Raw genomic sequence first — 25628 nt, forward strand, 5'->3', positions numbered from 1 at the left:
GTCTGTCTCGCTTTCCCGCGGGAGTCGAGTAGCCCTACGCTACAATCAGTAAAATGGGTATATTCTGCAAAATATCCACAAAAAATTGTTATAATTAATAATAGATGTAGCGGCCCCCATCACTCAAATCAACATTACGTTTAAACTAATGCCACCTCAACTTTTAGTGATAAGTAAAAATATATGTAATTATATTAACAACACTTTTTAATTTTAGTATTGTTCCTTAAATTCAGTTGGATTTGCTTTAGTAATGCCAGAACACTAATCTATACTCCTACTTAAGGAATAATGACAACCTTTTTTGTTAAATGTAGTATTCCCCATAAATAAAAAATCCCCACCGTTCGTGAGGATTTTTTTTAAATAAACATTTCATAAATTTTAAATATAACAATAAACAGCCCTTTTTGAATATAGTTAAGGAGAAATATTGCTACGATAGGTGAGATATCAATCATGCCGATTGGCGGAATAAATTTTCTAAAAATCCCAAGATAAGGTTCACATAATTTTGTAAGAATACGTCCAACTGATGTATTTTGAACAGCAGGTACCCAGGACATTAACACATATGCGACTAGCATTAGTGAATATACATAAAATGCTATAGACACATACTTCATGATTAATAAAAATGTCATATAAACTACAATCCTCGCTATTAATTATCGTCTAAAATAAAATTCGAAATTTCGCCAGATACTTCTACATTTTCAGGTGTGCATAGGAAAATATCTTTACCGATTCTTTGAATATCACCGCCGAGTGCATACACTGTGCCACTTAAAAAATCAATAATTCGTACACCTTGATCTCGCTCAATTCGTTGTAAATTGACGATCGTTGCACGCCTATTTTTTAAATGTTCTGCAATGTCCTGCGCTTCGGCATAAACTCTAGGTTCAACTAATACAACTTTTGCACCTTTAGAATTCATTGCTGCCTGCAAACTAACAATATTGTTTGTAGGCGTTGTACTCTGCGGAAAAATTTCCTGAACCGGTGCCTTACGCTCCTTCATACCTTTTTTAGGCTTTACCGATTGGATTTGTTGCTGTTGTTGTACGGGTTGCTGCTGTTGAATAGGAGCTTGAGTAATTTCTTCTTCTATTTCTTCCTCAAGATAAAAGAAATTTTTAATTTTATTTTTCATGCTCATCCTGTTCCCCTCTTTCATTTCCAACAAGAGCCGTTCCAACTCGTACAAATGTAGCCCCTTCTTCTACCGCAATTTCAAAGTCATTAGACATGCCCATTGATAACTCGGTACAAGGCGCATGTGCGAATCCTTGCTCGGCTATTTGCTGTTGACATTGTTTTAATTGCTTAAAAACAGAGTGAATAATTGTATCCTCATCAGTATTCGGTGCCATCGTCATTAAACCAACAACTTGAACTTTCGTAAAACTTTTTAATGATTCAATAAAAGGTAGGACTTCTTCAATCGATAAACCATGTTTTGACTCTTCGCCCGATACATTAACTTGTACAAAGCATTTAACAGGTTTGTCTGCTCTTTTTTCAATTTCTTGCGCTAAACTTAAACGATCTAGTGAATGTAAATAATCGATACTGTTAATGACCTGTTTGACCTTACGTGTTTGTAAAGAACCGATATAATGCCAATGTACATCAGCTTGAATCGCTTCAGTTTTACGATTTAAGCCTTCTGGACGGTTCTCTCCTAAATGAATAAGGCCTGCATCAATTGCTTCTTGTGTTCTTTCTACAGAAACTTCTTTTGTCACTGCAATAATTTGAACTTTCTCTGCTTCACGATTTGCTCGTTTTTTTGCTGCTTGTATAAGATCATTAATTTTCTTCAAATTTGTTAAGATTTTTGTCAATGTTTTTCCCAACTTTACAACAATAGTTTCTTATATTGTAACAAGCAATGCTTGAATTATCAATGAATAGCCTGACCTATGTGAAAGTACATTTTACCCTGGCAACGCTTTAAAATGCTTTGATTTTTAATATACATAATAATTTTGTCTTTTAGGATATTGCTTTCACTAAAATGACATCCTTTCCAACTACAAGTACATCTTTCATATACACTTTCCTTACCGATTCTTCCCCGCGAAAAAGCCCTAAATATTTTCGGGGCTCTGCAATCATAAAAGCCGTTACATAGCCTGTTTCTTTGGATACCTCTGCATCTACCACAAATCCTAAAAAGCGTCCGTTCCCTGCTTCAATTACTTCTTTTTGCTGTAACATCGAGAAACGCATTTTATCCCTCCTAAATCAATTACTCTCAACATCGTTTTTATCTCAACAAACTATGTTTTCTCTTTATATTTATGTGTTTATTGTTGGTTAAATGAAAATGAAATGATCAAGTAATCTCTCTTTGGCAAAACGAAGGGGCGATTTCCGTTCCAGGCTACTCGCTTTCCTGTGGGCGAGCGTCGAGCCGCTTCCTTCGCTAAAGGAACGAAGGCTAAGTGCGTCACGTCCTGTGACAATGCCTTCGTGACCAACATCGTGTTGGCCTCAGGTCTCGCTGTCTCGCTTTCCCACTGGAGTCGAGTAGCCTTCCACTCCAATCAGCGATAGCGGAGAATTTCAAAAGTGGACGCTATGAAAACGCACCTTAATCGAACAGAATAGACTTTTATCAGTGACAATATTGTACATCTGTTATTACAGTCCCTACACTTTTGCACAGTCAAAACTCTTATGCAAATGTTTCGTTTTATCACTTAAATTTGAGCATCGTGTCAGAGGATGCCCGCTATATGTATTGGGTTGATTGGAGTGGAGACTGGGCGACTCCTTGGGGATTAGTAATAGAGGAACGAAGGCTAAGAGCATCACATCCTCCTGTGATAACGCCTTCGTGACCAACATCATGTTGGCCCAAGCGGCTCATCGGACGCCCCCAGGAAGCTCTGCTCTGTGCGAAAGCGAAGCGGCAGCAACAAAGCGCCCAGTCGGAACGGAAATCAACCCCTCGTCTTGCCGAGGGGCCCTACTTAATTTATACCATTGATATAAATTAAAATGCGCACCGAGAACTCGGGTGCGCATTGTGTTTTTACTTATAATCTTTCTGCATTGTTTCAATTGCATTTTTTTCTAGACGTGAAATTTGCGCTTGAGAGATCCCCAATTCTTTTGCAATTTCAGTTTGTGTCTCACCGTAATAAAAACGCTTTGCAACAATCATTTGTTGACGATCATCTAACTTTTGTAAACTTTCCTTTACCGACACGTAGGCTACCCATTGATCTTCTGATACATCATCATCACGTAATTGATCCATCATATAAACAGCGTCTCCGCCGTCTGAATAAATAGGCTCCTGTAAGGAAACTGGATCTTGAATGGCATCTAAAGCAAATAAAACATCTTCCTTTTTCATGTCAATCATATCAGCAATTTCTTCAATCGTTGGTTCTCGTAAATTATCGGTTATCCATTGCTCTTTTGCCTGCATTGCCTTATATGCAATATCTCTTAGAGAGCGAGAAACACGCAATGCATGATGATCACGCAGATGGCGACGAATTTCACCTATGATCATTGGCACAGCATATGTTGAAAATCGTACATTATGCTTCAAATCAAAATGATCAATGGCTTTCATGAGGCCAATACAGCCTACTTGAAATAAATCATCTGCCTGTTCACCCCTATAGGCAAATCTACCGACAATACTGAGCACTAACCTTAAATTGCACATTACAAGCTCTTCCCTAATCTCAGTTTCTCCAGCTTGTAAACGAATAAATAGTTCCTTCATTTCCTCGTGCTTTAAAATTGGCAAAGTCGATGTATCTAAGCCGCAAAGATCTACTTTAGTTCGCATATATTCGATTCCTCCGGATGTTATTCTCTGACTAAACCGTTACATCAGTTTGTCCGAGAGAAACGAGAATATGCACAAAAGCTACGACCAATTTTAGGTAGGGTAAATTTCCCTCTCTAAGAAATTGGTTGATTCAAATTTTCACGTAGATCTTGAATAATTTTCTTCTCTAATCGGGAAATATATGATTGTGAAATACCTAAATGATCAGCAACTTCTTTTTGAGTCATTTCAATTTTTCCATTGAGGCCGAAACGACATTCCATAATATATCTTTCACGCGCGCCTAGTAAATTAATCGCATGAAACATATGTTGACGCTCAATTTTCTTCTCTACATTGTCTAAAATAATATGCTCTTCCGTTCCTAAAATATCAGACAATAACAATTCATTTCCATCAGCATCTGAGTTTAATGGTTCATCTAATGAAACTTCACCCTTCATGCGACTTGTTTTACGTAAATGCATCAAAATTTCATTTTCAATACAACGTGATGCGTACGTGGCAAGCTTAATATTTTTATCAGTATTGAACGTTTCAATCGCCTTAATTAAACCGATCGAGCCAATACTTATTAAATCCTCAATCGGTGTTCCCGTATTATCAAAACGTCTAGCAATATAAACAACAAGACGCAAATTACGTTCAATTAGTGTATCTCTAGCTCTTAAATCACCATTCATAAAGGATGCAATGACTGTAACTTCTTCTTCTCGACTTAATGGCACTGGCAATGAATCATTTCCCCCTATATAGTACGTTTCACGACTCCGAAACTTACTCCAAAATTTTTTCAAGCTAGCAAGTAGCCTAAGAAGCAATAGTTCTCCCCCTCTATGAGTTATTTGAAAGCGCTGAAAAATGTAAAATTGCTGCTGTGCTGTGCGGAAAATTTTTAGCCTTTTTTGTTAATACGATATATTCATTCGTTTTCACTTGTGAATGCTCCCCTTTTATATGCCACTCATCAAAGCGGAAACCTAGTACAACCGACTGCTGTTGCACTGTATTGACATGAATAAATCGAATATAACGCTGATAATCTTCTGAAAACATGGATACATTATACGGATCAGTTTCTTGCCATTCTATCAATGATTTGCAAAATGCTGCAGGTAAATGTGAGCGTAATGCTGCATAAGAGACAAAGTGAACAGGTTTTCCTGATAGTGGCTCAATTGCTTGATTCCCTGTATCTACAAATGCAGAAAGTGGTATCGTGATATCAAAAATTTTTAAATTCGTATCAAACACAAACTGACCACTTAACCGCTCAAGCTTTACAAATCCCCATTGCTTATAAAAAGCAGCAAGGTTACCAACTGCTAATAGTAGGCAAATAATTATAAAATGGACAGCAGAAAGATTTTTTAAATACGGTTGTAACGCTGTTAATAATCCACCAATAATGATTGTTGCTGTTAACACAATCGGTCCTTGCTTCTGAAAGCTTCGAATCTTAAAGCGAAAAGCTATGCCGATTAGTAAGATAAAGCTCAGTATTGTCATTAACAGCATTTGACCACCTATTACAGCTACAAAACTACTACATATAGAACTCATTAATAATCTCGTGTTCTTTACAAAAACCCCTGTTACTCTCGCTGTAAACGTAAGTATCGCTAGATTAAAAAGTGTATTAATGAGCACCAGCCATTCTCCATACATAACAGCCGCCTCCTACTTACAAAGTTAGCATGTTACACCCACAAATATTGTCAAACAATCGCATCATTTCATAAAAATGTTTTGACAAAATACATCTTTTCCTTACACATTTGAACATAATTAATTTTTAAGTCACTGGAAATATCAATGAAATTATGCTGTCATATTAAATGAAGTATATGGCTTTTTTTGCAAAACGAGAGGTTGATTTCCGTTCCAACTGGGCGCTTTGTTTTTGTGTGAAAGTGTACTCTTAACGGAGTGACAGCGACAACACAATGAAAGAAACAGCTCGATGCTCGCCACTGAGGAAAACGAGTAGCCTGGAACAGATAAAGAGGCAACAACATTCATAACATAATAGTTTTCAACAACACAAAAAAGCTCGTATTTCACATAATGTAAAATACGAGCTTTTTAAAGTTTGGATGCTGACTTATCCGCGATTTTTACGATTGCGTAAAAATGCCGGTACTTCAAGCGTGTCATCCTGTACATAATTTTGTTGATTTTGACGTGGTAGTTCTTGCTGCACATGCACTTCTTGACGTTGCTCACGGATCGGAGCTTGCTGTTGTTGCGTAGCTTGTCTATTTGCATTTAACGTCGGTCGTGGAGCATTACGCTGTTGCTGTAAAGCTTCCTCTGAGAAGCCAGTTGCAATTACTGTCACAATAATTTCATCTTTTAGATTTTCGTTAATAACAGAACCGAAAATCATATTTACTTCTTCATCTGATGCTGATGCTACAATATCTGCAGCCTCTTGTACTTCAAATAGGCTAAGATTTGAGCCACCAGTAATGTTCATAAGGACACCTTTAGCGCCATCAATTGATGATTCAAGTAATGGACTTGAAATTGCTTTTTTAGCCGCTTCTGCAGCACGGTTTTCACCTGTAGCAATACCAATACCCATTAACGCTGAACCTTTGTTAGACATAATTGTTTTTACGTCTGCAAAGTCTAAGTTAATAAGACCTGGCGTTGCAATTAAATCTGAAATACCTTGTACACCTTGTCGTAAAACATTATCTGCTTCACGGAATGCTTCTAGCATTGGTGTAGATTTATCGACAATTTGTAATAACTTGTCGTTCGGAATAACGATTAAAGTATCAACAGACTCTTTCATGCCACCGATACCACCGATAGCTTGTGTTTGTCGTTTGCGACCTTCAAACGTAAATGGACGAGTTACAACACCAACTGTAAGGGCTCCTAGATCGCGAGAAATTTGTGCGATTACTGGCGCGGCACCAGTACCAGTTCCTCCGCCCATTCCAGCTGTAACGAATACCATATCTGCACCACGAAGAACTTCCTCTAATTGTTCACGGCTCTCTTCTGCAGCTTTTTTCCCTACTTCAGGATTAGCACCTGCACCTAATCCACGTGTAAGTTTTGTACCAATTTGTAGCTTAATTTCTGCCTTCGATAAATTTAAGGCCTGTGCATCTGTGTTTACTGCGATAAAGTCAACACCTTGTACACCATGTTCTATCATTCGATTGACAGCGTTGTTACCGCCGCCACCAACACCAATGACTTTTATTACTGCAAGTTGATCAACACTTGTATCAAATTCTAACATTTCTTTTTCCTCCCACGGTAACTCGACTCTGTATCATTCATTACGCATTCAAGATCAATTATGCCTCGGTATAATTGCGTCCGGAATCGGCTTTGTGCTTAGGCCTGCACGATGCAGGTCAGTTAGCCGTTATCGCATGGATGCGATGATCTTAGGCTAACATCCCCTAAGAACTCCTTTCCGATTCCGTGACATCCGCCGGAGGCATTAACTTCTTTCAGCAGGTGTTTGGACATCTGCTGAAAAGTAGCTTAAATCCGCATTCATCTCACCACCTATAGAGGTGGTGACTTCTGCTGAAAGAAGTTAATCAAAAAACTTATCAAATAATTTTTTTGCTCTTCCGATTACGCTTCCTTTTGGTTCTGAAGGTGTAGCATATTCTTGCTTTTTAGGTGTGGCTGCAGGAGATCCTACAACTGCATATTCAATAGGTTGCGTATTAGCACTTTTTCCATAAAAATCATCTTCTAAATAGGCGTAACGAATAAGTCCAACTGCCGTCGTAAATGAAGGCTCTCTAACGCCAATATAGTCAGGTGTATATATTCTAACACGAGTTTGCAGAATCTGACGCGCCAGTTGAGCAATACCGTCAAGCTTTGCAACGCCTCCAGTCAAAACAACACCACCTGGTAAATCTCTAACACCTAGACGGGCTAACTCGTCAATGACTAATTCAAATAATTCTTCCAAACGAGCGCCAATTATTTCTGAAATATAGCGCTGGCTGTACTGATCTGTTGAATCTGTCCCTACAACCGGTACTTCGAAAAGTTCTTCATCAGATGCATCATCATAATAGGCATGTCCAAATTGATGTTTAATTTGCTCTGCCTGTTCTGTTGGTGTTTTTAAGACGATTGAAATATCTTTTGTAATATGATCGCCACCAATTGGAATGACACCTGTATGTGTTAATAATCCCTCTTCAAATACTGTGATAGTAGTTGAACCGCCTCCTAGATCAACAAACGCGGTTCCTTGGTTTTTTTCATCCTCCGATAATGCAAAAAAACCTGCTGCTAATGGTTGCAAATATATTTCTCGAATGCTTAGACCTGCACGTTCTACACAACGTAGAACATTGTGTAAAAGTGTTTTTGAAGTAGTAATCATTGTGGCATCCATTTCTAAACGGATGCCAATCATGCCTCGTGGATCTTTAATCTCATCTAAATTATCCACAATAAACTGTCTTGGAATAATATTCACTAATTCACGTTCAGGAGGTATTGACATGACTTGTGCAGATTCTACTACTCTATCTAAATCATCATCTGTAATTTCTCTATTTTCACTATTTACAGCGACTACACCTTTAACCAGCTGTAACATCGTCTGGTTAGCTGGAACACCTAAAACGACTTCATTAATTTGATATCCTGTCATTCGTTCAGCTTGATCTATTGCTTTTCGAATTGATTGAACTGTTGCATCAATATCAACAATCGCACCTTTTCGAACTCCATTCGATTTTACATTTCCGACCCCAATTACATGTAACTGACCGTCGCTCATTTCACCTATTAATACCTTGATAGAGGATGATCCTATATCAAGAGAAATATATAAATCTTGCTGATTCAATTCGCTGCACCTCCTCGAAAAAATGCTCTTATTCTCATTCTATTGTAAATTCGGCATAATGTCTAAGCAAATCGAGCATTTAGCTCAACTTTTCTCTCATTCTATGGAATTTTTGTTCCTTTTGTGACGTTTCTCATCTATCTTAGCTAGTAAAATACGCCTAATTATTGCTATATTCTGGAACAAACGTACTCCAAAAGCGAAAATGGCCGCTAAATACAAATCTATTCCTAAATACACACCTAAAAAGGCTAATCCCGCTGCCAGAATTATATTAAAAAAGAATCCAGATACAAATACTTTATCATCATATACTTGCTGTAATTGAGCACGAATACCGCCAAATAATGTATCTAAGGCTGCTAAAACAGCTATTGACAGATAATTTTCATAAATAGAGGGTATTTGCATATTTGTTAACAAGCCAAGGGCAAGTCCAAATATCAAACCTAGAAATGGTAGCCACATATATTATTCTCCTTTTTTCACCTCTGTTAAATAATCATTTGTCAATGGCTGATCAAATGCTGGGATTATTAAATGCTCTGTTGGTTCCTCTATTATTAAGTTAAAGTTGTCCATATAAAAGGAATCAATAAATGTGGAAGCCTGTAATGAATTGTACATTTTTTGTGCTTCCTTAAATGAGCTTGTCCCAACATAAATTTCAAAGGGTGGTGCTGACAGTGGTACACTGTTCACTGTCGTCTTTCCATTTATGTCTCGAATGGCTGTTGTCTGGACAACTCGATTTCCATCTATCGAGACACTCGCTGCATTGTTTTTAAACAGAGCATTTAGTAATTGGGTTAGTAAATCAGGCGAAATTTCTTTGATTTCATACCCCATTTCTACTAATTCGGGCGCTGGTTCTACACGAAGTGCAACTCCGGGCCCTGTCACTTCCGTTAACCCGGCCTGTTGCTTTAAACGATTCAGCGTTTGATATAATGCCGACTGTAAATTTGCTTTCTCAGATTGCTCATAGCGACCCACTACTTCATTAAGTGAACGAATTTCTGCTAATAATGTGGAATGCCTTTGCTTTTCTTCTGCTAATTCCTCTCTTATGGCCCAAATATCTCGTGTATCTCGCTCAGCTGGTTGCTTTATGGTATTGTATTGTACCGCTATCATCAAACCGATAATAAATAGCACGATCGTTATTCGGGTATACATATTTTTTTTCAAAATAGCCCCTCCTAGACGTATCGTAACCCCTTACAGATTTACGCCTTAGATCTTAAATTAGAAAAATCGTTTAACTTTCTACTTTTGCTTTTGGCATCGTTAGCTTTTGCTCTTCTTCAAATGATACAACAATATTGTCATTTAATAATTGATCCACAACGCCACCTTTTAAGTTTAAGGAAGCTTTGAATGTTGCTGAATCTCCTACAGCCTCGATGACGAATGGAGCTGGATGTTGCTTGCCATCAATCGTAATGACTGGTCCATTACAGCGTATATAAGAATTCGCCAAAACACGTTGACCATTAATAGCAATTGCTTGAGCGCCAGAAATTTTAAGCTCATTGAGCAATTTAAAAATATGGCTTTCATGCACGATATAATCATTAGGATTAGCAGATTTTGGATCGTAATCACCATCTTGAAGAGTTATACGTATCCCTTTTCCTTCTGAATTTAAATCGCCTAACAACAAACGTAAATCTTCTGCTTCTTCAACAAGTTTTGTATAATCCTTTTTGCCAGCGACGAATGATTTTTCATACTTACGAATTTTTTCCTGCAAAGCATTCGCTTCTTCTGATAATTCTTTATTGCGCTCTTGCTGTGCAATTAACTCCTCACGATATGAATCCTCTTGCTCCAAAAGCTTTGGATTGGTCGAACCTGCATCTCGATTATCTTTTGCCTGGTTGTAGGAATAGCCAATGATAAACCCCATAGTTACACAAACAATAAGCAACTGAAATTGTTTTCTTGAAAAGAAATTTTCTTTGCTATTCTTTTTCTTGTTCATCTTTTTCCACTTCCTGGTCGGCCGCATCGGTATCTATATCAATAGCTGCTTGGTTGTACTCATTATTGAAAGGACGATAATACGAGCCTACCTCTAAATCGATAACTCCCTTCTCCAAATTTGAAATTTGTGCCACAAGTGAAGGGTAATGATTTAGCTTTTCTGCTAATGTTTGAATAACAGCTCGAACTTCATAGCCATCGTTCATATAGAGCTTGACTGCATTAGGGTTTGAGTTATTGCTATTAGTATTGACTTGAGAAATGAGAGTTAATACTTCTGGATTTAATTGTGCTAACTGCTTTACAAGTTTCTTAATTGTCTTTTCGCCAGATATGCCGATAAATACAGGTGCATCAATCGGGATTTCATCTCCAGCTTGATCAAAGCGCTTGCCATTTTCAAGTAATGGATAATAAGTACCGTCACCAGCTAAGTACGCAACCTTTTTCCATTCTTTAATTTCTATTGCCACGCCTTGAGGCCAATTACGTTTAACATGTGCTTCTTTCACCCATTTATCCTTTAGTAATAATTTCTCTACCTCTTCTTCTTTAAATCCCCACATTGACTTCCCAGTTGCAAGAGTACTTGACTTCAAATAATATTGTTCTTCTACTAATCGAGCGCCATTGACTGTAATTTTGTTGATTTTACTGTAAGGAGATTGAAAATAAAGGAGTACTGCTAACACAATAAAGAAAAGTAATATTAGCACTATAAATTTCCGATTTGTACGCTTTTTTCGCCGCTTTTTTAGCGTAGGTATGCGATCTTCTATGTCAATTACTTTCTCCAAAAAGTACTCCTCCTTTATATTTATTTCGCTAATTGATAAATAATACCTATTATTAGCCACATTGTTACTAAAGATGTTCCTCCATAGCTGATAAAAGGTAATGTGACACCTGTTACAGGCACTAAACCAATCACTACTGCTATATTTAGAAATGCTTGTACGGCTAACATTGTTACAAGTCCGATGATCGCGTAATAAGATGTTCTTGTTTTAGCCTGCACTGCAAATTTATAGCCTGCATAAATCGTCAGTACGAAAAGTGCTAAAATAACAAGTCCACCAAACAATCCGACCTCTTCAAGGATTATTGCGTAAATAAAGTCATTTTGTGGTTCGGGTAAATATAAAAATTTTTGCCTACTTTGTCCAAAGCCATGCCCGAAAATCCCAGCCGGACCTATAGCCATTAACGACTGCACAGCCTGAAATCCACTTCCTAAAGGATCTAACCACGGATCAATAAATGCCTCAATTCGCCTTAGTCGGTATGGCGCTGTGACAATCAAGCCTACTAATCCAGCAATTCCAGCAATCATAAACATTGCATAAAGCTTTAAAGGATACCCTGCCACAAAAAACAATAAAAACACAGAAACAACGAGAATAAAAACTGAACCAAAATCGGGCTGTAGCATAATTAGTACAACGGGCAATAATAAGATCAATCCATGCCGCCAATTAACAATCGACGTACCCGTTTTATGCTGTGCTAAAATATGGCTCATGTATACAATGACGGTAATTTTCGCTAATTCAGCTGGCTGAATTGTTAGGGGACCTACGCCAATCCAGCTTTGAGAGCCATTTCGTACAAGTCCAATTCCCGGTATAAGTACAAGGACTAGTAAAACTAACGAAAATATATAGGCCATTTTCCAAAAGGACTGCTCTTTCAAAATATTTAATCGAACAGTGATTAAAAACACTACAATAGCTACGGCAAAGTATAGACTTTGCTTCATATAAAACGGCATTTTTCCACTATAATGAACGGCACTCCAATAGGTACCTGCAGAATAGACGAAAATAATGCCGATTATTGAAAGCATCAATGTTGTGACGAGCAATAAATAGCTTTCTTTTCCTCTCAGTAATGCCATCCTTCCAAGTCAAGTATATTCTAAAATAGTTACAGGCTCGTTACAGCTTCATTACAGCATCAATAAAAACATCGCCTCTTATTTCAAAGCTGTCATATTGATCCCAGCTTGCGCAAGCTGGAGATAGCAAAATAACATCGCCTTCTGCTGACATCGGCGCAGCATAGTGTACTGCATCCTCAACATTTTGGGCAATGACAGTTTGCTGTACACCACATGATTTTGCAAATTCTACAAAACGTAGTCCTGTTTCTCCAAAGGCAACAACACCTTTTACATGGCTCATACATGGACGTAATTCTTCAAACGAATGTCCTCGATCTAATCCACCTGCAAGTAAAATAACAGGTGCTTGGAATGCATCTAAAGCACTTTTTGTAGCTAAGCAATTTGTTGCTTTGGAGTCGTTGTAAATTTTGCGTCCTTTCCATTCACGCACAAATTGAGTACGGTGACGAACGCCCCCAAACTTCGCTAGCACTTCTTCCATTTTAGCTTTGTCACAGCCGACTAAAATACAAGCTGCGACAGCTGCTAAAATGTTTTCTAAGTTATGCTTACCAGGCAAAGCGATATTCGCTCGATCTAAATACGGCTCACCTTGCCAATATATTGTTGTGTCATCCGCACTAATCCCTTCATCCGTGCGGCCCTTAGAACTAAATGGTACCTTTTGAGCTTTTGATCTTGTTGCATAGTCAACAACAACCGGCTGATCAGCATTATAAATAAAATAATCGCTTTCATCTTGATTACGTGTAACACCAAATTTTGCCTCAGCATAGTCATCAAATGTCCCGTGATAATCAAGATGTGCATCATAAAGATTTGTTAATATAGCAATCTTCGGCTTAAACGTTTTAGTCCCCATTAATTGGAAGGATGATAACTCTGTAACAATTACATTATCCTTTTGTGCTTCTCTTGCAACACCACATGCAACTGTTCCTATATTCCCTGCAATTAACGGTTTTAAACTTCCGTTATTCAGCATGTCGAAAATTAACGTTGTCGTAGTTGTTTTACCGTTTGATCCTGTAATACCGACAAATGGCGCTTCACTAATTAAATAAGCAAGCTCAATTTCTGTCCAAACAGGGATTTCACGGCTTATTGCATCTGCTACTATTTTATTGCTATAAGGAATCCCTGGATTTTTCACAACTATTTCAAAGCCTTCATCTAGTAAATCTTCTGGATGACGCCCACAAATAACTGTAATCCCCTTTTGCAATAGACCTTGCGCATCTGGGCTTTCGTCAAATGGTTTTGAATCATTAACCGTCACAAAGGCGCCAAGCTCATGTAAAATCTCAGCTGCAGCCACACCACTTTTAGCTAGACCTAAAACAAGGACTTTTTTATGTTGTAAATCTGTAAAATTTCTCATAAGAACGCCTCCGATAAAACTCCAATCAATGCTACTGCTAAAGCCGTTGACCAAAAGACAAGTACTACCTTCCATTCTGACCAACCTGATAATTCAAAATGATGATGAATAGGACTCATTTTAAAAATACGTTTTTTACGAAGTTTGAAGCTGCCTACTTGTAAAATAACGGATAATGTTTCAATAACAAACACCAATCCAATTAATAACAGTAAGAGTTCTGCTTTTACTAATACAGAGATCATAGCTAAAGCTCCACCTAATGCTAGAGAACCTGTATCTCCCATAAATACTTTTGCAGGATTCGCATTAAAAAGTAAAAACCCTAATAATGCACCTGTTACTGCGAATGTAAATAAGGCGATATCAGCTTGTTCTTGGAATAGAGCAATAACACCAAATGCTGCAAAGGCAATGGATGCAGTACCTGCTACAAGCCCATCTAAACCATCTGTTAAATTCACAGCATTTGAGAAGCCTACTAACCAGAAAATTAAAAAGGCTACATAGAAAATACCAAGATCAATCGTCCAATCTGTAAATGGTATTGCAATTGATGTATCAAACGATCCATGTAGTAAGAAATAAGCCAAGACTGCAATGGCAATTTGACCAATAAGCTTTTGAAGTGATGTTAATCCTAAATTACGTTTAAAAACAACCTTTAAGCTATCATCTAACAAGCCGATTAACCCAAACCCTACTAATACTAGTAGCAGTACGACGGTATATGTTGTAAATAAATCTAAATAGCTTCCTACTCCAACAGTAGTGAGGATAATGGCAATTAAGTAAATAATGCCCCCCATTGTTGGAGTACCAGCTTTCTTCATATGGGATTTTGGCCCCTCCTCACGAATACTTTGACCGAACTTTAATCGGCGAAGAAGTGGAATACTAATTGGTGCCAGGATAACTGTTACTATAAAAGCAAGAGCTAAAATGGTAAGCGTTGTTGCGAGTTTCATTGAAAAATCTCCTTTAAATCTTGTTTCACTTTCTTCTTGAAGAAAAAAGCACAAACTTTCATGTATTTATTACTACCCTTCATAATAATAGTGGTTCTTTCCCATTTTTTAAAGGTAAAGTTAATTAGTTTTCTAAATAAAGATGAATGGTGCCATCTTGTTTGATAACACTATCCACTTCAGGCAGCTGATTGCCAATTTTAGTCCCTTCCCCATGCCATACAATGCGGAATGGATAATGTTGCTTGGCAATATCGTCCTTCGTTTGACCAATAAAACTTGGTACCTTCACAGTGATTGGGTCACCCCATCGATAATCCTTTTCAAGCTGTTCCTTCGATTTTTCAATGCCAACAAAAGGTGCAATATCTTCAATAATTTGACCAACGATTGGAGCTGCTATCACCCCGCCAAACTGCGTTCCCTTTTTCGGGTTATCTACTGCTACATAAACGACAATTTGCGGATTATCCGCAGGTGCGAAGCCAATAAACGATACGATATATTCACCGTCTTTATAACGGCCATTCTCTACTTTTTGTGCCGTACCTGTTTTACCACCGATTCGTAATCCATCTCGGTAAGCTTGACGTCCTGAGCCCTTTGCAACAACAGATTCTAATGCACCTCGAACCTTTGCAGACGTCTCCTCACGAATAACTTGTTTTTTAACTTCTGGTTTAGTCTCTTTTATAACGTCCCCGGTATTAGGGTTAAAAACCTTCTTCACAACATATGGCGTATACAGCTTGCCCCCATTTATTGCTGCGGCTACTGCTTGCACTTGTTGAATGGGTGTAACGGCAACCCCTTGGCCAAATGAAGTTGTGGCCTGCTCAACAGGTCCAAAAGCATCCTTGGAAAATAAAATCCCTGAAGCCTCACCAGCAATGTTAGAACCTGTTTTTGTACCAAAACCAAAATCTTTAACATACTGTAGTAGTTTTTCATTACCTATTCGCTGACCTAATTCAATAAAGCCAGGGTTACAAGAATTTTCTACCACTTCAAGGAAGGTTTCAGATCCATGACCTTCACGCTTCCAACAACGCAATCTTGCTCCTGCAACCATTGAATAGCCTGGATCATAAAAAGTATCCTTCTCTAAATCCACTACGTTTTCTTCTAAAGCAGCACTAAGGGTTATAATTTTGAACGTTGACCCGGGCTCATATGTCATCCAAACCGGTAAATTTCTATTGTAGATTGTTTGCTCTACCGTTTGATATTCTGCTGGATTGAAAGTAGGGTATGAGGCTAATGCTAAAATTTCTCCATTGTTTGGATTCATGGCAATGGCCATTGCTTGGTCAGCATCATAACGCTTCATCGCCTGTGATAATTCACGTTCAACGACCTGTTGTACATCTACATCTATCGTTAGCTCGACCGTTGCGCCATCTTCACCAGCCTTCCAGGCACTCTTTACATTCGGTAAATTATTCCCTTTCGCGTCTGTAAAGATTCGTATAGCCGAAGAATTAGCCTGTAAAAGCTTATCGTATTCATATTCAATTCCCGCTAAACCTTGTGCATCATAGCCTGTGAAACCTAAAAAACGAGATAGTAGGGTACCATATGGATAATCCCTTGAATAATCGACACCACTATATAATCCCTCAATCTGCATACCTTGTAACTCCACTGCTTTTTCATAAGGAATATTTTTTCCTTCTGGTGCCAGCTTTACTAAGTACACTTTCTTCTTCATTTTTTCCAAAAGCTTTTGTTCATCTACACCTAAAACTTGTGCAATTTTGGCCGCTGCACCTTCAATATCCTTACTTTGAGAAGGCATGAAATATAAAGTTGGTGCAAGCTTATTTGTGACAATATTTTTCCCCTTACGGTCGGTAATATGCCCTCGCTCATTGGCAAAAGGAATTTCTCGGTCCCAATTCTCTTCGGCTTTCTTTGTCAGTTCTTTTTGATCTAATACTTGCAAGAAGAACAGCCTAATAATAATCGCAGCGGCTACAAACATAAACAATACATATAAAACACGCAAACGCTTTTTGGAATGGATAGAAATCCACTTCATTCGACATCACACCTTGTTTTTTACAACGTATGAAATAAAGTGGGCTTCTATTCAGTCTTTATTCAGTTTCACCCTCAGTTGGGGCTTCTACATCTTTGATAAAGCTTTCAGCTGGCGTTTTCAGCTTCACGACAATTGGTGAACGATCTGAGACTACAGTACCTGCCGAGACGCTCTGACTAGCTACAAAGCCCTCCCCAACGACTTCAAGTTCTAACTCTGCCAATGCCTTAAAAGCAAGTACATTTCGCAACGACCAGTTAGTGAAGTCTGGAAGTACTACATCGCCCTCTGTCTTTAAAAACACAAAATTACCTTTCACAAGTTTTTGTGGACCTTTAGGATATTGGTCAATAATTTTACCGCCACCACCAACAATAATTGGCTTCAGACCATCATTCTGAAGCTCTACTTGTATAGCTTCAGCACTTTGACCTGTGTAATCTTGTATTTTTGTATCGTCAACTTGCTTTACATCTTCCGGGTTAACATTTAAATACTTCAAACTATTTAACATAACAGGGTTAAATACTTTTGCAACTGGTATAGAACCAGCTTCACCATTCAACTTTGGCCTTTTTATGGAGACATACATAATGAGCTGAGGGTCATCTACAGGAGCCATCCCTAAGAAAGAGTATAGAAATTCATTTGATCCCCATGAATACCTACCATTTCCTAAAGGAATTTGGGCAGTACCTGTTTTCCCTGCAACTTCATATTCATCAAGAATAAAGTCACTCGCCGAACCATCCTTAGCTGTTAACGTAGATGCAAGGGTTTCTTTTACTTGTTTCGCTGTGTCTGCTGAAACTGGTTTTCCCTTTACAATCGGCTCATGCTTTTTAATCGTTTTTCCTGTTGAAGGGTCAACAATACGATCGATCACATACGGTTGCATCATTTTCCCGTCATTCGCAATCGCTGTCAATGCTTGAATTAATTGAATCGGCGTTACCGTAGAACCTTGACCGAATGTTGTTGTCACTCGTTCCACTGGATAATTCGATAAAAGTTTTCCTGATGCTTCATTCGGTAAATCAATACCTGTTTTTTTACCAAAACCAAATCGATCTAAATAGTCAAAAAATACATCCTCACCAATAAGCTTTAATAAGTGTGCCATCGCAGTATTGGATGAACGTTGGAAACCTTGTAAATAAGTAATATACCCCCAACCAACTCTATTATAATCTTTAATTACACGATCATGGACTCTGTATTGACCTGACGGATACCATTTATTTGGCTCCCAAACCCCTGTATCAATCGCAGAAGCGAGCGTGAATGTTTTCATCGTCGAACCTGGTTCTATAGTCTCTTCAATAGCCTCGTTCAGCCACTTCATATTATCGCCTTCCCGTGTATCAGGATTAAACGTTGGCCGCTGTGACATCGCTAAGATTTTTCCGGTTTTTGGATCAGCGATAATAGCTGTCATCGATTCAGGGTTATATTCCTTTGCAACCTCTGTCATCTTTTCCTCTAAAAAGCTTTGAATTGTTTTATCAAGCGTTAAATAAATGTCGTCACCATTTTTGGCAGGTGTCACCATTTTTTCACTATTCGGTAATAAATAACTGAAAGCATCTGTCTCATATTCTACCTTACCGTCTTTTCCAGTTAGTTCTTTATTGTAAGTAAGCTCAAGACCCATTTTCCCTTTTGTTGTAAGCGTACCATCCTTATTTTCCTCTTTTAGTGCGAAACCAATTAAGTGTGAGGCAAAGATACCATTTGGATAATAACGTTTTAAATCGTTTACAAATAAAATCCCTGGTAAATTCTCTTCTTTGATTTTACTCATCTTTTCATGACTTAATCCACGTCCCGCACCGCCAAATTCAACTTGATAAGGCTTTTCGCCATCATCTTTTACTCTAGTAAGTTGTTGATAGATTTTTTTTTCGTCCATAGGGATATATTCTGCTAATATTTTCGCTGTTTTTTCTGGATCTATTACATGTCGAGGTTTTTTTGAATTCGTCGTGGCCTCTTTATTGACAATTGCGATTAGTCGATAACTAAGTGTATCCTCCGCAATAACTTGTCCATTTGCATCAAAAATTTTCCCTCGATTTGCTGTTATTACACTTTCTTTGCTATATTTTGCAGCTGCCTTTGCCGCAAGCTCTTGACCTTCCACTTCACCTGTCGCTTGTAACGTCACCATTCTCGTGAACAATAGAAAAAAGAGCCCTCCATAAAAAATAATTAATAGAAAGGCTCCCCATTGGAATCGAAATCTCTTTTTTTTCATTCTCCCGGCACTACCTTTACATTTTTCTCATTTTGAGTTAAACCGAGTTCTTTAGCTTTGTTCCATATGTTTTCGAATGTAGACAGTTCACTTACACGAACTGTCAAGTCAACATTCTGTTTAGTAATCTCTTCTGCTTCAGTTTCGATTTTTTGAATGTCCATGCTGGTTGTCTGAATGGCTGCTTGCTTATTTAACACTAGTACTGACATTACAACGATAATGCTAACTAAAGCAATTAGCATTGTTTTTTCAAACTTCTGGTTCGATTTTTTACGACGTTTGATAGTGGGTTGTGGGCTAGGGGGTGTTATTGGTTGTTGCACTTGCTGTTGCTGTTGCTGGTGCTGCCTTACACGAACTGCTGCCATTTACTCACTCCCTTTGTCGTTAATTTTCTCTACCACTCTAAGCTTTGCTGAGCGAGCGCGATTGTTTACAGCTAGTTCTTCATCAGAAGGAACGATCGGCTTTCTCGTGATAAGCTTTAAAGTTGGCTTCATGTCATCAGGAATTACTGGTAAATTCGGTGGTAATTCCGGTAATGATGACGCTTCCTTAAAAATAGTCTTGCATAGGCGGTCCTCCAATGAATGGAACGTAATGACACTAATGCGTCCACCTACGTTTATCATATCAATCGCATCGACTAATGAATCCTCTGCTGCGCCTAGCTCATCGTTAACAGCAATTCGTATTGCCTGGAATATGCGCTTCGCTGGATGTCCACCTTTACGGCGAGCCGCTGCTGGAATACCCTCTTTAATAAGTTCTACAAGTTGGGCAGTTGTTTCAATCGGTGCTACCTTACGTGCCTCTTCGATTTTACGAGCAACTTGTTTTGAAAATTTCTCTTCCCCATAACGGAAAAATATACGTACTAAATCTTCATATGCCCATTCATTTACGACATAAAATGCTGTAAGGGATGCCGTTTGATCCATGCGCATATCTAAAGGTGCATCATGGTGATAACTAAAGCCTCGTTCTGGTGTATCAAGCTGTGGCGAAGATACGCCTAAATCATATAAAACACCATCAACTTGCTCAATACCAATCGCCAATAGCTCTTCTTTTAAATAGCGGAAATTCGAATGTACAAATGTCACACGTTCAATAAACGGTGCCAATCGAATTTTCGCATTGTTAATAGCTGTCATATCTTGATCAAAACAAATTAAACGACCTTTTTCAGATAATTGTTGTACTAAATACTCACTGTGTCCTGCCCCACCTAACGTACAGTCCACATACACACCATCAGGATCGATGTTCAACCCATCAACTGTTTCTCTTAATAACACGGTTGTATGATCGAACATACCACTCGCTCCCTTCAGGCCTTAACTTCATCTAGCTGACACTTAAGTGTCTAAAAAAGTTAAAAATCAAAGCCAATCATATTTTCTGCAATTTCATTAAAGGATTGCTCCGACTCACTAAAGTAAGTCTCCCAAGCATCTTTCGCCCATACTTCAATCCGATTCGAAACTCCTAACACGACACATTCTTTCACAAGATGTGCATGCTGCATCAGAGTTGAAGGAATGTTAATGCGCCCCTGCTTGTCTATTTCTACTTCCGTTGCTCCAGAAAAGAAAAACCTTGCAAATGCACGTGTATCTTTTTTGGTCATCGGTAAGCCCTTTAATTTTTCTTCGAGTTTTCGCCATTCATCCATAGGATAGCCAAATAAACAATTATCAAGTCCGCGTGTTACAACAAACGTTTCACCTAAGGCTTCACGAAATTTTGCGGGCACGATTAATCGTCCTTTTGCATCAACAGAGTGTTGATATTCTCCCATGAACATGCTATTCACCCCACTTTATTAAATAATGTACCACATCCCCCCACTTTCCTCCACTTTTTTTAAAAAAAACTTGACATTTTAACAATTAATGTACGATTAGGCCTTTAACAAATTATTGGAACTGTGCTAAATGACTCAAAAAAAGAGCTATCCTTAGTAGGATAGCTCTCTATTTACTATTTATATCGACATTACCCATCAAATTCACATTGTATCAAATTATTAATTAGGTATATAGATACAAATATTGGATTATAAATAAATTATATAGTGGTGATTACCAACGCTATAATTTTGTTTCAGCATTTCAGTAATTAACATAGGTCCAAACTCATTAAAATATTGATATGGACTATAAGTTCTTTCCTGGAACCCCTCATTTGGATACAGCTCATTTTGTAACGTCATAAATTTTCGGATCGTCGTTTCGTGTTTGTTAAGAACAGTTTGTTCAACCTTTTGCTGTAAATACTCAAATTGCTTTAGGTGATTCTCTTTATTTTTCTCAAGTATTTTATCTATTAATAGCTGTTGTTCTTCTAAATAAAGTTGAAGTGCATCATATTTTTCTAAAAGGTCTCGTTGCATCGTTTGAATTTGGCGCTTCGCTTCAGTGTCCTGTACGTCAGCAACATACTGCTCTTTAAGCTGCAACACTTTGCCATCCCAAACTTCAGCAACAGTTAAACGATATTCACGTAAAAGTTGTTCTACGTGACGTGTAACAAGTGTAATATGAAGACGCGGAGCAAAAATCGGCATTTGTAAGCCTAATACCGAAAATGCATCCTTCAATGTCGCCCAGTAGGCAAGCTCCCCTGGTCCACCAACAAATGCTAGCACAGGCAATGTCATTTCCTGCATTAACGGACGCGTCACAACATTATTACTTAACTGCTCAGGATGTTCTTCAGCAATTTTTAAAACTTCTTCACGAGATAGTTTGATATTTGCAGCTAGATTGACAAAATGCTGATTTTTCCTTTCTAAAAGATGACGCTCTTCATCTTCTACATAAAATAAATTGGCTGCTTCGTTTGTTGCCAAAATAGGCTGGCCATAACCTGCACGTTCAAGCTCCGCTTCCTTCTCCGTTACCACTCTTGCAATTTCTTCATTTTTATGAATGATACGGGTAAAATTCCCACTCTCATATTGACGGAATTTAAAGTCCGCTGCATCTATCATCAATAAACCTTCATCTTTAAACAAATGGTTCATAAGTTGCGCAAAGAAGTCCGTAAACGTGTCACTCTTATTTAGTGTATCTACTAATTGTTTAATAAGCATTTCAGTGAATTCTGTTTCACCCATATCCTTCACAATAGTATTTATTAATTGCGTCATGGATTCTTTGTTTATTCTTGTTTCAGAAGCCATTGTTTTACGTCTTGAGCGTTCACCGTATGCACGTTTTTTAATATCTACACCCTGCACTGTATACGTATGGTTAATTTCCTCTAAATCATGATCTTCTCCAGCTATCCAAAAAACTGGAACAACCGGTCGCTGTAGCTTTACACTTTGCTCTTTCGCTAATGCAATAACCGAAATCGCCTTATGCACCGAGTAAAGAGGGCCTGTTAAGATACCTGCTTGTTGCCCACCAACAACCGTAACAGCTCCTTGCTCTAGTTGTAGCAAATGTTCATTCGCTTTCTCCGAAATACCAAGAGGCTCCATAAATTGACGTATGATGGCTGTTAATTCTTTTTGATCATACGCATGCTGATCAAGATATTGTGCGCGTTTCTCAAAAGATTTATCGTTATATTCGTATTCAAAAAACTCACGGATGGCAGTATTCGGTGACCAATAATCTGCTAGCAAACGATTTTTTATGGGTACTTGGATTGACTCCAGTTTCATTTAACACAAACTCCTCTACCTAAATCATCTTCTTACTCTTTAATAAGCAAAATAAAATAAACTCCCAGAAAAAAGTTAAGGTACAATTTTCAACAAACCTCAAACACTTAAGTACTTTGGAATTTCACTTCATATTTTTGCACATCTAGAGTTATTACTAAAAAAAACAATTTATAATGCTATTATTTTAACGCTTATGGCTTCAACATGAAAAGAAAATGCTTAGACTGCCTGTAAATATTCTATAACAGATCGAATAACACCTACTAAACAAATAATAATATACGCCGTACTTAGGACTAAAAATTGAAAGCGCCAAATTTTCCTAAGTAGCGGTTTTACTTCAATTTCCTTTTTTGTTCGCCAATCAATATATGTAAAAATTATTGCCATCACTACCGTCAATGTAACTAAAAGTGCGCTAACATCGACATTCCACAGCACCCTAATTGCTAGTGGTACTGAAAAATACAAACACAATGTTGTCGCGTCCGATGCTACTCCAAAAGCATGAGTGCCTCGAATTTTAACCTTTCGACCAAATAAATAGACAATCATAAAAAGGAGGATTGGACAAATAATAATGACACTTATCATAATATGTAAAAAATCTTTCAACGTCTTTCACCGCTCTCCTCTATCGCAAGTACTTGGTGATATAAAGTACGTAAAGTTGGCAAATCGTGACCATTCGCTAGAGCTTTTTCTAGTATTACTCCTGCAATCGTGTCAATTTCGCTTTTCCTCCCTTGCACCCGATCCGCTAGCATAGAGGATGTATTACTTGCTGTTTGTTCACATAAGTCTATCACCTTGAAAAAAGGTATAGTTTGTTCTATGCCTTCAAAAGCTTCCGTAAATTCTCGGTAGAGAGTTTGCATTAATAGAAACGCTTGCTTATTCGTAACTAACTCTCCATTCTTCAGTTGCAGTATAGCCGTCAATGGATTAATTAAGCAGTTGAATACAGCTTTCTCAAATAACATTTGTTCCGCATTAGCAACTAGTTTAACTGGATATAAGGAATTTTTTAGTTGTAACAAATCGGTAAAAGCATCACTATCTCCTCGCTCTATCGCAATTTTACAAGTACCTACACCTCTATGTTGCACAGTTGTCTGATTGATCAATTGAGCACCGAAAGATACAGAACAAAAAGCAATATTCTTTTGTGGCAAACGTAGTGCCTCGTCATAGTGCGCCAAACCATTTTGCATAAACAACAACGGTACCGTACTCGGTAATGCAGATAATTGTTTGTAAAGCTCTTGTAATTGACCGTATTTAACAGCAATTACAATTAAATCTTGTCGTGGTAGTTCCGCTAATTTCGTAGTTGAAGCAACTTTTTGTACAGTTTTCGTTCCATCAACATTCATGCGTGTTAAATACTTTTCATGAAGTTCATCTACCTGTTCCTGCCTCCTCGCAACCAACGTTACAGATATACCAGACTCAGCTATAAAACTTGCCGTTAACTGACCTACAGCCCCGGCACCAATAATCGTTACACCCACAATATATCACACCTCCCACATTTACAACGGACGATCAAACATAAGAGAACGCCCTCTCTCGGCATAATTACGTCCGGAATCGGCTTTGCGCTAGGCCTACTCGAGAGCCGACACGATGTTAGTCATTTCGGTAACGCTACAGGACGTGACGCTTTTACCGATGCAGGTCAGTCAGCCGTTATCGCACGGATTCGACACTAACATCCCCGAAGAACTCCATTTCGATTCCGTGACATCGGCCGAGGCTTCGGGCCAACAAGATGTTGGTCACTCAGTCGTTGCCACAGGACGTGGCGTTTTTAGACTGAGTTCCTCTATTTAAGCGAATGTTTGGACAGCCGCTACCGTCCATCATTACACAGTCCATTTCGCCCACTCTACAGAAGGAGGTGCCTTAGAATGATTCCTAAGGCACCTCCTATGCAGGTTCTTTTATTATACAAGATTGGCTAAGTGTTTACGACAATATATAAAGTGAAACTTTAATCAGCGGGTTTTTCCACTGATCATTAGTCTTAACAATCTGACTTTTACGGGCAGTTACTCTCACACCTAACTTCTTTACTTTCGTTACATTTCAAGGTGTGTGTTTCGCACCTGGCGCTTTGCATTCGGTACAGATAAATTACTGCCTATAAATTCACTTAGCGCAGCATTATGTTTTAATCTAACTTATATTCTTTCTAAGTAACTTATTCTACCGCACTTGTAACCTTCATCTGCTTCCTTACTTTAATCTTTCATTAAAGAATATCCTTGCTGTAACCATTTCACTAGTTTTTCATGCTCATTTTGTAATTCACGGTGTCTTATTTCGAGACTTTGATAGGCCTCTGTTAATTCATCGAAACTTGTTAATGCCAATTTCAAATGACTTCGCATAGATTGTTGCGGCTGATTTCGTACAGCTAGTAGTGACTGACTATATTGACTACGTAATGTTTTATTCCAACGGAAACCACATGCCTGTTTTGTACGACCTAGTTCATTAGCAGCCATTTCAAAAGCCTCTAGCTGTGTTTTGCCATTTTGCACATTATGCAACACGATTTCTGCTAATCTTTCATCGTCTTCCTTTGTCCATTGATCTTTTCTTTTTTTCAATTCCATAATCTATCACCCTCGCATTTTTTACTACTATATGCATGGGCGAGCAAAATAGAATCATCGAAATAAAAAAGACAGTGATTATGTTTTGTTATAATCACT

The 25628-nt window shown here is 38.1% G+C and carries 25 protein-coding genes; all 25 read right to left on the bottom strand.

Features of this window, described 5'->3' with window-relative positions; translation table 11 throughout:
- Positions 1-362: 362 nt before the first annotated feature.
- Complete coding sequence (locus ACFTQ7_RS01015; RefSeq protein ID WP_386826865.1) at positions 363-644, bottom strand: YggT family protein; 282 nt, start codon at positions 642-644, stop codon at positions 363-365.
- A 20-nt stretch (positions 645-664) separates the two neighbouring features.
- Positions 665-1162: a cell division protein SepF gene (locus tag ACFTQ7_RS01020; protein WP_386826866.1), complete on the bottom strand. Its 498-nt coding sequence runs from the start codon at positions 1160-1162 to the stop codon at positions 665-667.
- Positions 1146-1850, bottom strand: a complete 705-nt coding sequence (locus tag ACFTQ7_RS01025) for a YggS family pyridoxal phosphate-dependent enzyme (RefSeq protein ID WP_349658916.1) — start codon at positions 1848-1850, stop codon at positions 1146-1148. Before ACFTQ7_RS01025 ends, ACFTQ7_RS01020 begins: the two co-directional genes overlap by 17 nt.
- Positions 1851-2001: 151 nt before the next feature.
- The gene (locus ACFTQ7_RS01030; protein ID WP_079559778.1) at positions 2002-2238 is read right to left on the bottom strand and encodes a PRC-barrel domain-containing protein; all 237 of its coding nucleotides are present in this window, start codon (positions 2236-2238) and stop codon (positions 2002-2004) included.
- Positions 2239-3046: 808 nt separating this feature from the next.
- Complete coding sequence (gene sigG / locus ACFTQ7_RS01035) at positions 3047-3820, bottom strand: RNA polymerase sporulation sigma factor SigG (RefSeq protein ID WP_349658917.1); 774 nt, start codon at positions 3818-3820, stop codon at positions 3047-3049.
- A 116-nt stretch (positions 3821-3936) separates the two neighbouring features.
- Positions 3937-4644, bottom strand: a complete 708-nt coding sequence (gene sigE / locus ACFTQ7_RS01040) for an RNA polymerase sporulation sigma factor SigE (RefSeq protein WP_049668349.1) — start codon at positions 4642-4644, stop codon at positions 3937-3939.
- Positions 4645-4657: 13 nt separating this feature from the next.
- Positions 4658-5491, bottom strand: coding sequence for a sigma-E processing peptidase SpoIIGA (locus tag ACFTQ7_RS01045; RefSeq protein WP_386826867.1), 834 nt, complete (start codon positions 5489-5491; stop codon positions 4658-4660).
- 436 nt (positions 5492-5927) lie between these two features.
- The gene (gene ftsZ / locus ACFTQ7_RS01050) at positions 5928-7085 is read right to left on the bottom strand and encodes a cell division protein FtsZ (protein ID WP_386826868.1); all 1158 of its coding nucleotides are present in this window, start codon (positions 7083-7085) and stop codon (positions 5928-5930) included.
- Positions 7086-7391: 306 nt separating this feature from the next.
- Positions 7392-8675, bottom strand: coding sequence for a cell division protein FtsA (gene ftsA / locus ACFTQ7_RS01055; RefSeq protein ID WP_386826869.1), 1284 nt, complete (start codon positions 8673-8675; stop codon positions 7392-7394).
- A 96-nt stretch (positions 8676-8771) separates the two neighbouring features.
- On the bottom strand, positions 8772-9143 hold the full coding sequence (locus ACFTQ7_RS01060) for a small basic family protein (protein ID WP_386826870.1): 372 nt from the start codon (positions 9141-9143) through the stop codon (positions 8772-8774).
- A gap of 3 nt (positions 9144-9146) precedes the next feature.
- Positions 9147-9866, bottom strand: coding sequence for a DUF881 domain-containing protein (locus ACFTQ7_RS01065; RefSeq protein ID WP_386826871.1), 720 nt, complete (start codon positions 9864-9866; stop codon positions 9147-9149).
- A gap of 70 nt (positions 9867-9936) precedes the next feature.
- Entirely contained in the window at positions 9937-10662 is a 726-nt protein-coding gene (locus ACFTQ7_RS01070) for a DUF881 domain-containing protein (protein ID WP_386826872.1), read from the bottom strand.
- Positions 10643-11461 carry a cell division protein FtsQ/DivIB gene (locus ACFTQ7_RS01075; RefSeq protein WP_349658923.1) on the bottom strand — a complete coding sequence of 273 codons (819 nt, stop codon included), beginning with the start codon at positions 11459-11461 and terminating at the stop codon, positions 10643-10645. The genes ACFTQ7_RS01070 and ACFTQ7_RS01075 overlap by 20 nt, the downstream gene beginning before the upstream one ends.
- Positions 11462-11481: 20 nt before the next feature.
- A complete protein-coding gene (locus tag ACFTQ7_RS01080) occupies positions 11482-12561 on the bottom strand; it encodes an FtsW/RodA/SpoVE family cell cycle protein (RefSeq protein ID WP_386826873.1) in 1080 nt (359 codons plus the stop codon).
- A 40-nt stretch (positions 12562-12601) separates the two neighbouring features.
- Entirely contained in the window at positions 12602-13951 is a 1350-nt protein-coding gene (murD, locus tag ACFTQ7_RS01085) for a UDP-N-acetylmuramoyl-L-alanine--D-glutamate ligase (RefSeq protein ID WP_386826874.1), read from the bottom strand.
- Positions 13948-14919, bottom strand: coding sequence for a phospho-N-acetylmuramoyl-pentapeptide-transferase (gene mraY / locus ACFTQ7_RS01090; protein WP_197141765.1), 972 nt, complete (start codon positions 14917-14919; stop codon positions 13948-13950). The genes murD and mraY overlap by 4 nt, the downstream gene beginning before the upstream one ends.
- Positions 14920-15043: 124 nt before the next feature.
- Positions 15044-16960: a stage V sporulation protein D gene (locus tag ACFTQ7_RS01095; RefSeq protein WP_386826875.1), complete on the bottom strand. Its 1917-nt coding sequence runs from the start codon at positions 16958-16960 to the stop codon at positions 15044-15046.
- 58 nt (positions 16961-17018) lie between these two features.
- Complete coding sequence (locus ACFTQ7_RS01100; RefSeq protein WP_386826876.1) at positions 17019-19220, bottom strand: penicillin-binding transpeptidase domain-containing protein; 2202 nt, start codon at positions 19218-19220, stop codon at positions 17019-17021.
- Positions 19217-19591 carry a cell division protein FtsL gene (gene ftsL2 / locus ACFTQ7_RS01105; protein ID WP_386826877.1) on the bottom strand — a complete coding sequence of 125 codons (375 nt, stop codon included), beginning with the start codon at positions 19589-19591 and terminating at the stop codon, positions 19217-19219. The genes ACFTQ7_RS01100 and ftsL2 overlap by 4 nt, the downstream gene beginning before the upstream one ends.
- The gene (gene rsmH / locus ACFTQ7_RS01110; protein ID WP_386826878.1) at positions 19592-20542 is read right to left on the bottom strand and encodes a 16S rRNA (cytosine(1402)-N(4))-methyltransferase RsmH; all 951 of its coding nucleotides are present in this window, start codon (positions 20540-20542) and stop codon (positions 19592-19594) included.
- Positions 20543-20601: 59 nt separating this feature from the next.
- Positions 20602-21033, bottom strand: a complete 432-nt coding sequence (gene mraZ, locus ACFTQ7_RS01115; RefSeq protein WP_079559763.1) for a division/cell wall cluster transcriptional repressor MraZ — start codon at positions 21031-21033, stop codon at positions 20602-20604.
- Positions 21034-21285: 252 nt separating this feature from the next.
- Entirely contained in the window at positions 21286-22902 is a 1617-nt protein-coding gene (bshC, locus tag ACFTQ7_RS01120; RefSeq protein ID WP_386826879.1) for a bacillithiol biosynthesis cysteine-adding enzyme BshC, read from the bottom strand.
- Positions 22903-23124: 222 nt separating this feature from the next.
- Positions 23125-23520: a DUF3397 domain-containing protein gene (locus tag ACFTQ7_RS01125; RefSeq protein ID WP_386826880.1), complete on the bottom strand. Its 396-nt coding sequence runs from the start codon at positions 23518-23520 to the stop codon at positions 23125-23127.
- A complete protein-coding gene (locus ACFTQ7_RS01130; protein WP_386826881.1) occupies positions 23517-24419 on the bottom strand; it encodes a ketopantoate reductase family protein in 903 nt (300 codons plus the stop codon). Before ACFTQ7_RS01130 ends, ACFTQ7_RS01125 begins: the two co-directional genes overlap by 4 nt.
- A 732-nt stretch (positions 24420-25151) precedes the next feature.
- A complete protein-coding gene (locus tag ACFTQ7_RS01135) occupies positions 25152-25529 on the bottom strand; it encodes a transcriptional regulator (RefSeq protein WP_386826882.1) in 378 nt (125 codons plus the stop codon).
- Positions 25530-25628: the final 99 nt, after the last annotated feature.

The sequence above is a fragment of the Lysinibacillus sp. NPDC056959 genome (assembly GCF_042674095.1).
Taxonomy (GTDB): Bacteria; Bacillota; Bacilli; order Bacillales_A; family Planococcaceae; genus Lysinibacillus; species Lysinibacillus zambalensis.

Bases quoted from the DNA above. Each gene is read 5' to 3' on its own strand.
- mraY (WP_197141765.1), bottom strand. From the start codon at position 14,919: ATGAAACTCGCAACAACGCTTACCATTTTAGCTCTTGCTTTTATAGTA.
- ACFTQ7_RS01095 (WP_386826875.1), bottom strand. From the start codon at position 16,960: ATGAAGTGGATTTCTATCCATTCCAAAAAGCGTTTGCGTGTTTTATAT.
- ftsZ (WP_386826868.1), bottom strand. From the start codon at position 7,085: ATGTTAGAATTTGATACAAGTGTTGATCAACTTGCAGTAATAAAAGTC.
- sigG (WP_349658917.1), bottom strand. From the start codon at position 3,820: ATGCGAACTAAAGTAGATCTTTGCGGCTTAGATACATCGACTTTGCCA.
- ACFTQ7_RS01015 (WP_386826865.1), bottom strand. From the start codon at position 644: ATGACATTTTTATTAATCATGAAGTATGTGTCTATAGCATTTTATGTA.
- ACFTQ7_RS01030 (WP_079559778.1), bottom strand. From the start codon at position 2,238: ATGCGTTTCTCGATGTTACAGCAAAAAGAAGTAATTGAAGCAGGGAAC.
- bshC (WP_386826879.1), bottom strand. From the start codon at position 22,902: ATGAAACTGGAGTCAATCCAAGTACCCATAAAAAATCGTTTGCTAGCA.
- murD (WP_386826874.1), bottom strand. From the start codon at position 13,951: ATGAGAAATTTTACAGATTTACAACATAAAAAAGTCCTTGTTTTAGGT.
- ACFTQ7_RS01100 (WP_386826876.1), bottom strand. From the start codon at position 19,220: ATGAAAAAAAAGAGATTTCGATTCCAATGGGGAGCCTTTCTATTAATT.
- ACFTQ7_RS01135 (WP_386826882.1), bottom strand. From the start codon at position 25,529: ATGGAATTGAAAAAAAGAAAAGATCAATGGACAAAGGAAGACGATGAA.
- ACFTQ7_RS01080 (WP_386826873.1), bottom strand. From the start codon at position 12,561: ATGGCATTACTGAGAGGAAAAGAAAGCTATTTATTGCTCGTCACAACA.
- mraZ (WP_079559763.1), bottom strand. From the start codon at position 21,033: ATGTTCATGGGAGAATATCAACACTCTGTTGATGCAAAAGGACGATTA.
- ACFTQ7_RS01020 (WP_386826866.1), bottom strand. From the start codon at position 1,162: ATGAGCATGAAAAATAAAATTAAAAATTTCTTTTATCTTGAGGAAGAA.
- ACFTQ7_RS01070 (WP_386826872.1), bottom strand. From the start codon at position 10,662: ATGAACAAGAAAAAGAATAGCAAAGAAAATTTCTTTTCAAGAAAACAA.
- ACFTQ7_RS01045 (WP_386826867.1), bottom strand. From the start codon at position 5,491: ATGTATGGAGAATGGCTGGTGCTCATTAATACACTTTTTAATCTAGCG.
- ACFTQ7_RS01060 (WP_386826870.1), bottom strand. From the start codon at position 9,143: ATGTGGCTACCATTTCTAGGTTTGATATTTGGACTTGCCCTTGGCTTG.
- rsmH (WP_386826878.1), bottom strand. From the start codon at position 20,542: ATGTTCGATCATACAACCGTGTTATTAAGAGAAACAGTTGATGGGTTG.
- ftsL2 (WP_386826877.1), bottom strand. From the start codon at position 19,591: ATGGCAGCAGTTCGTGTAAGGCAGCACCAGCAACAGCAACAGCAAGTG.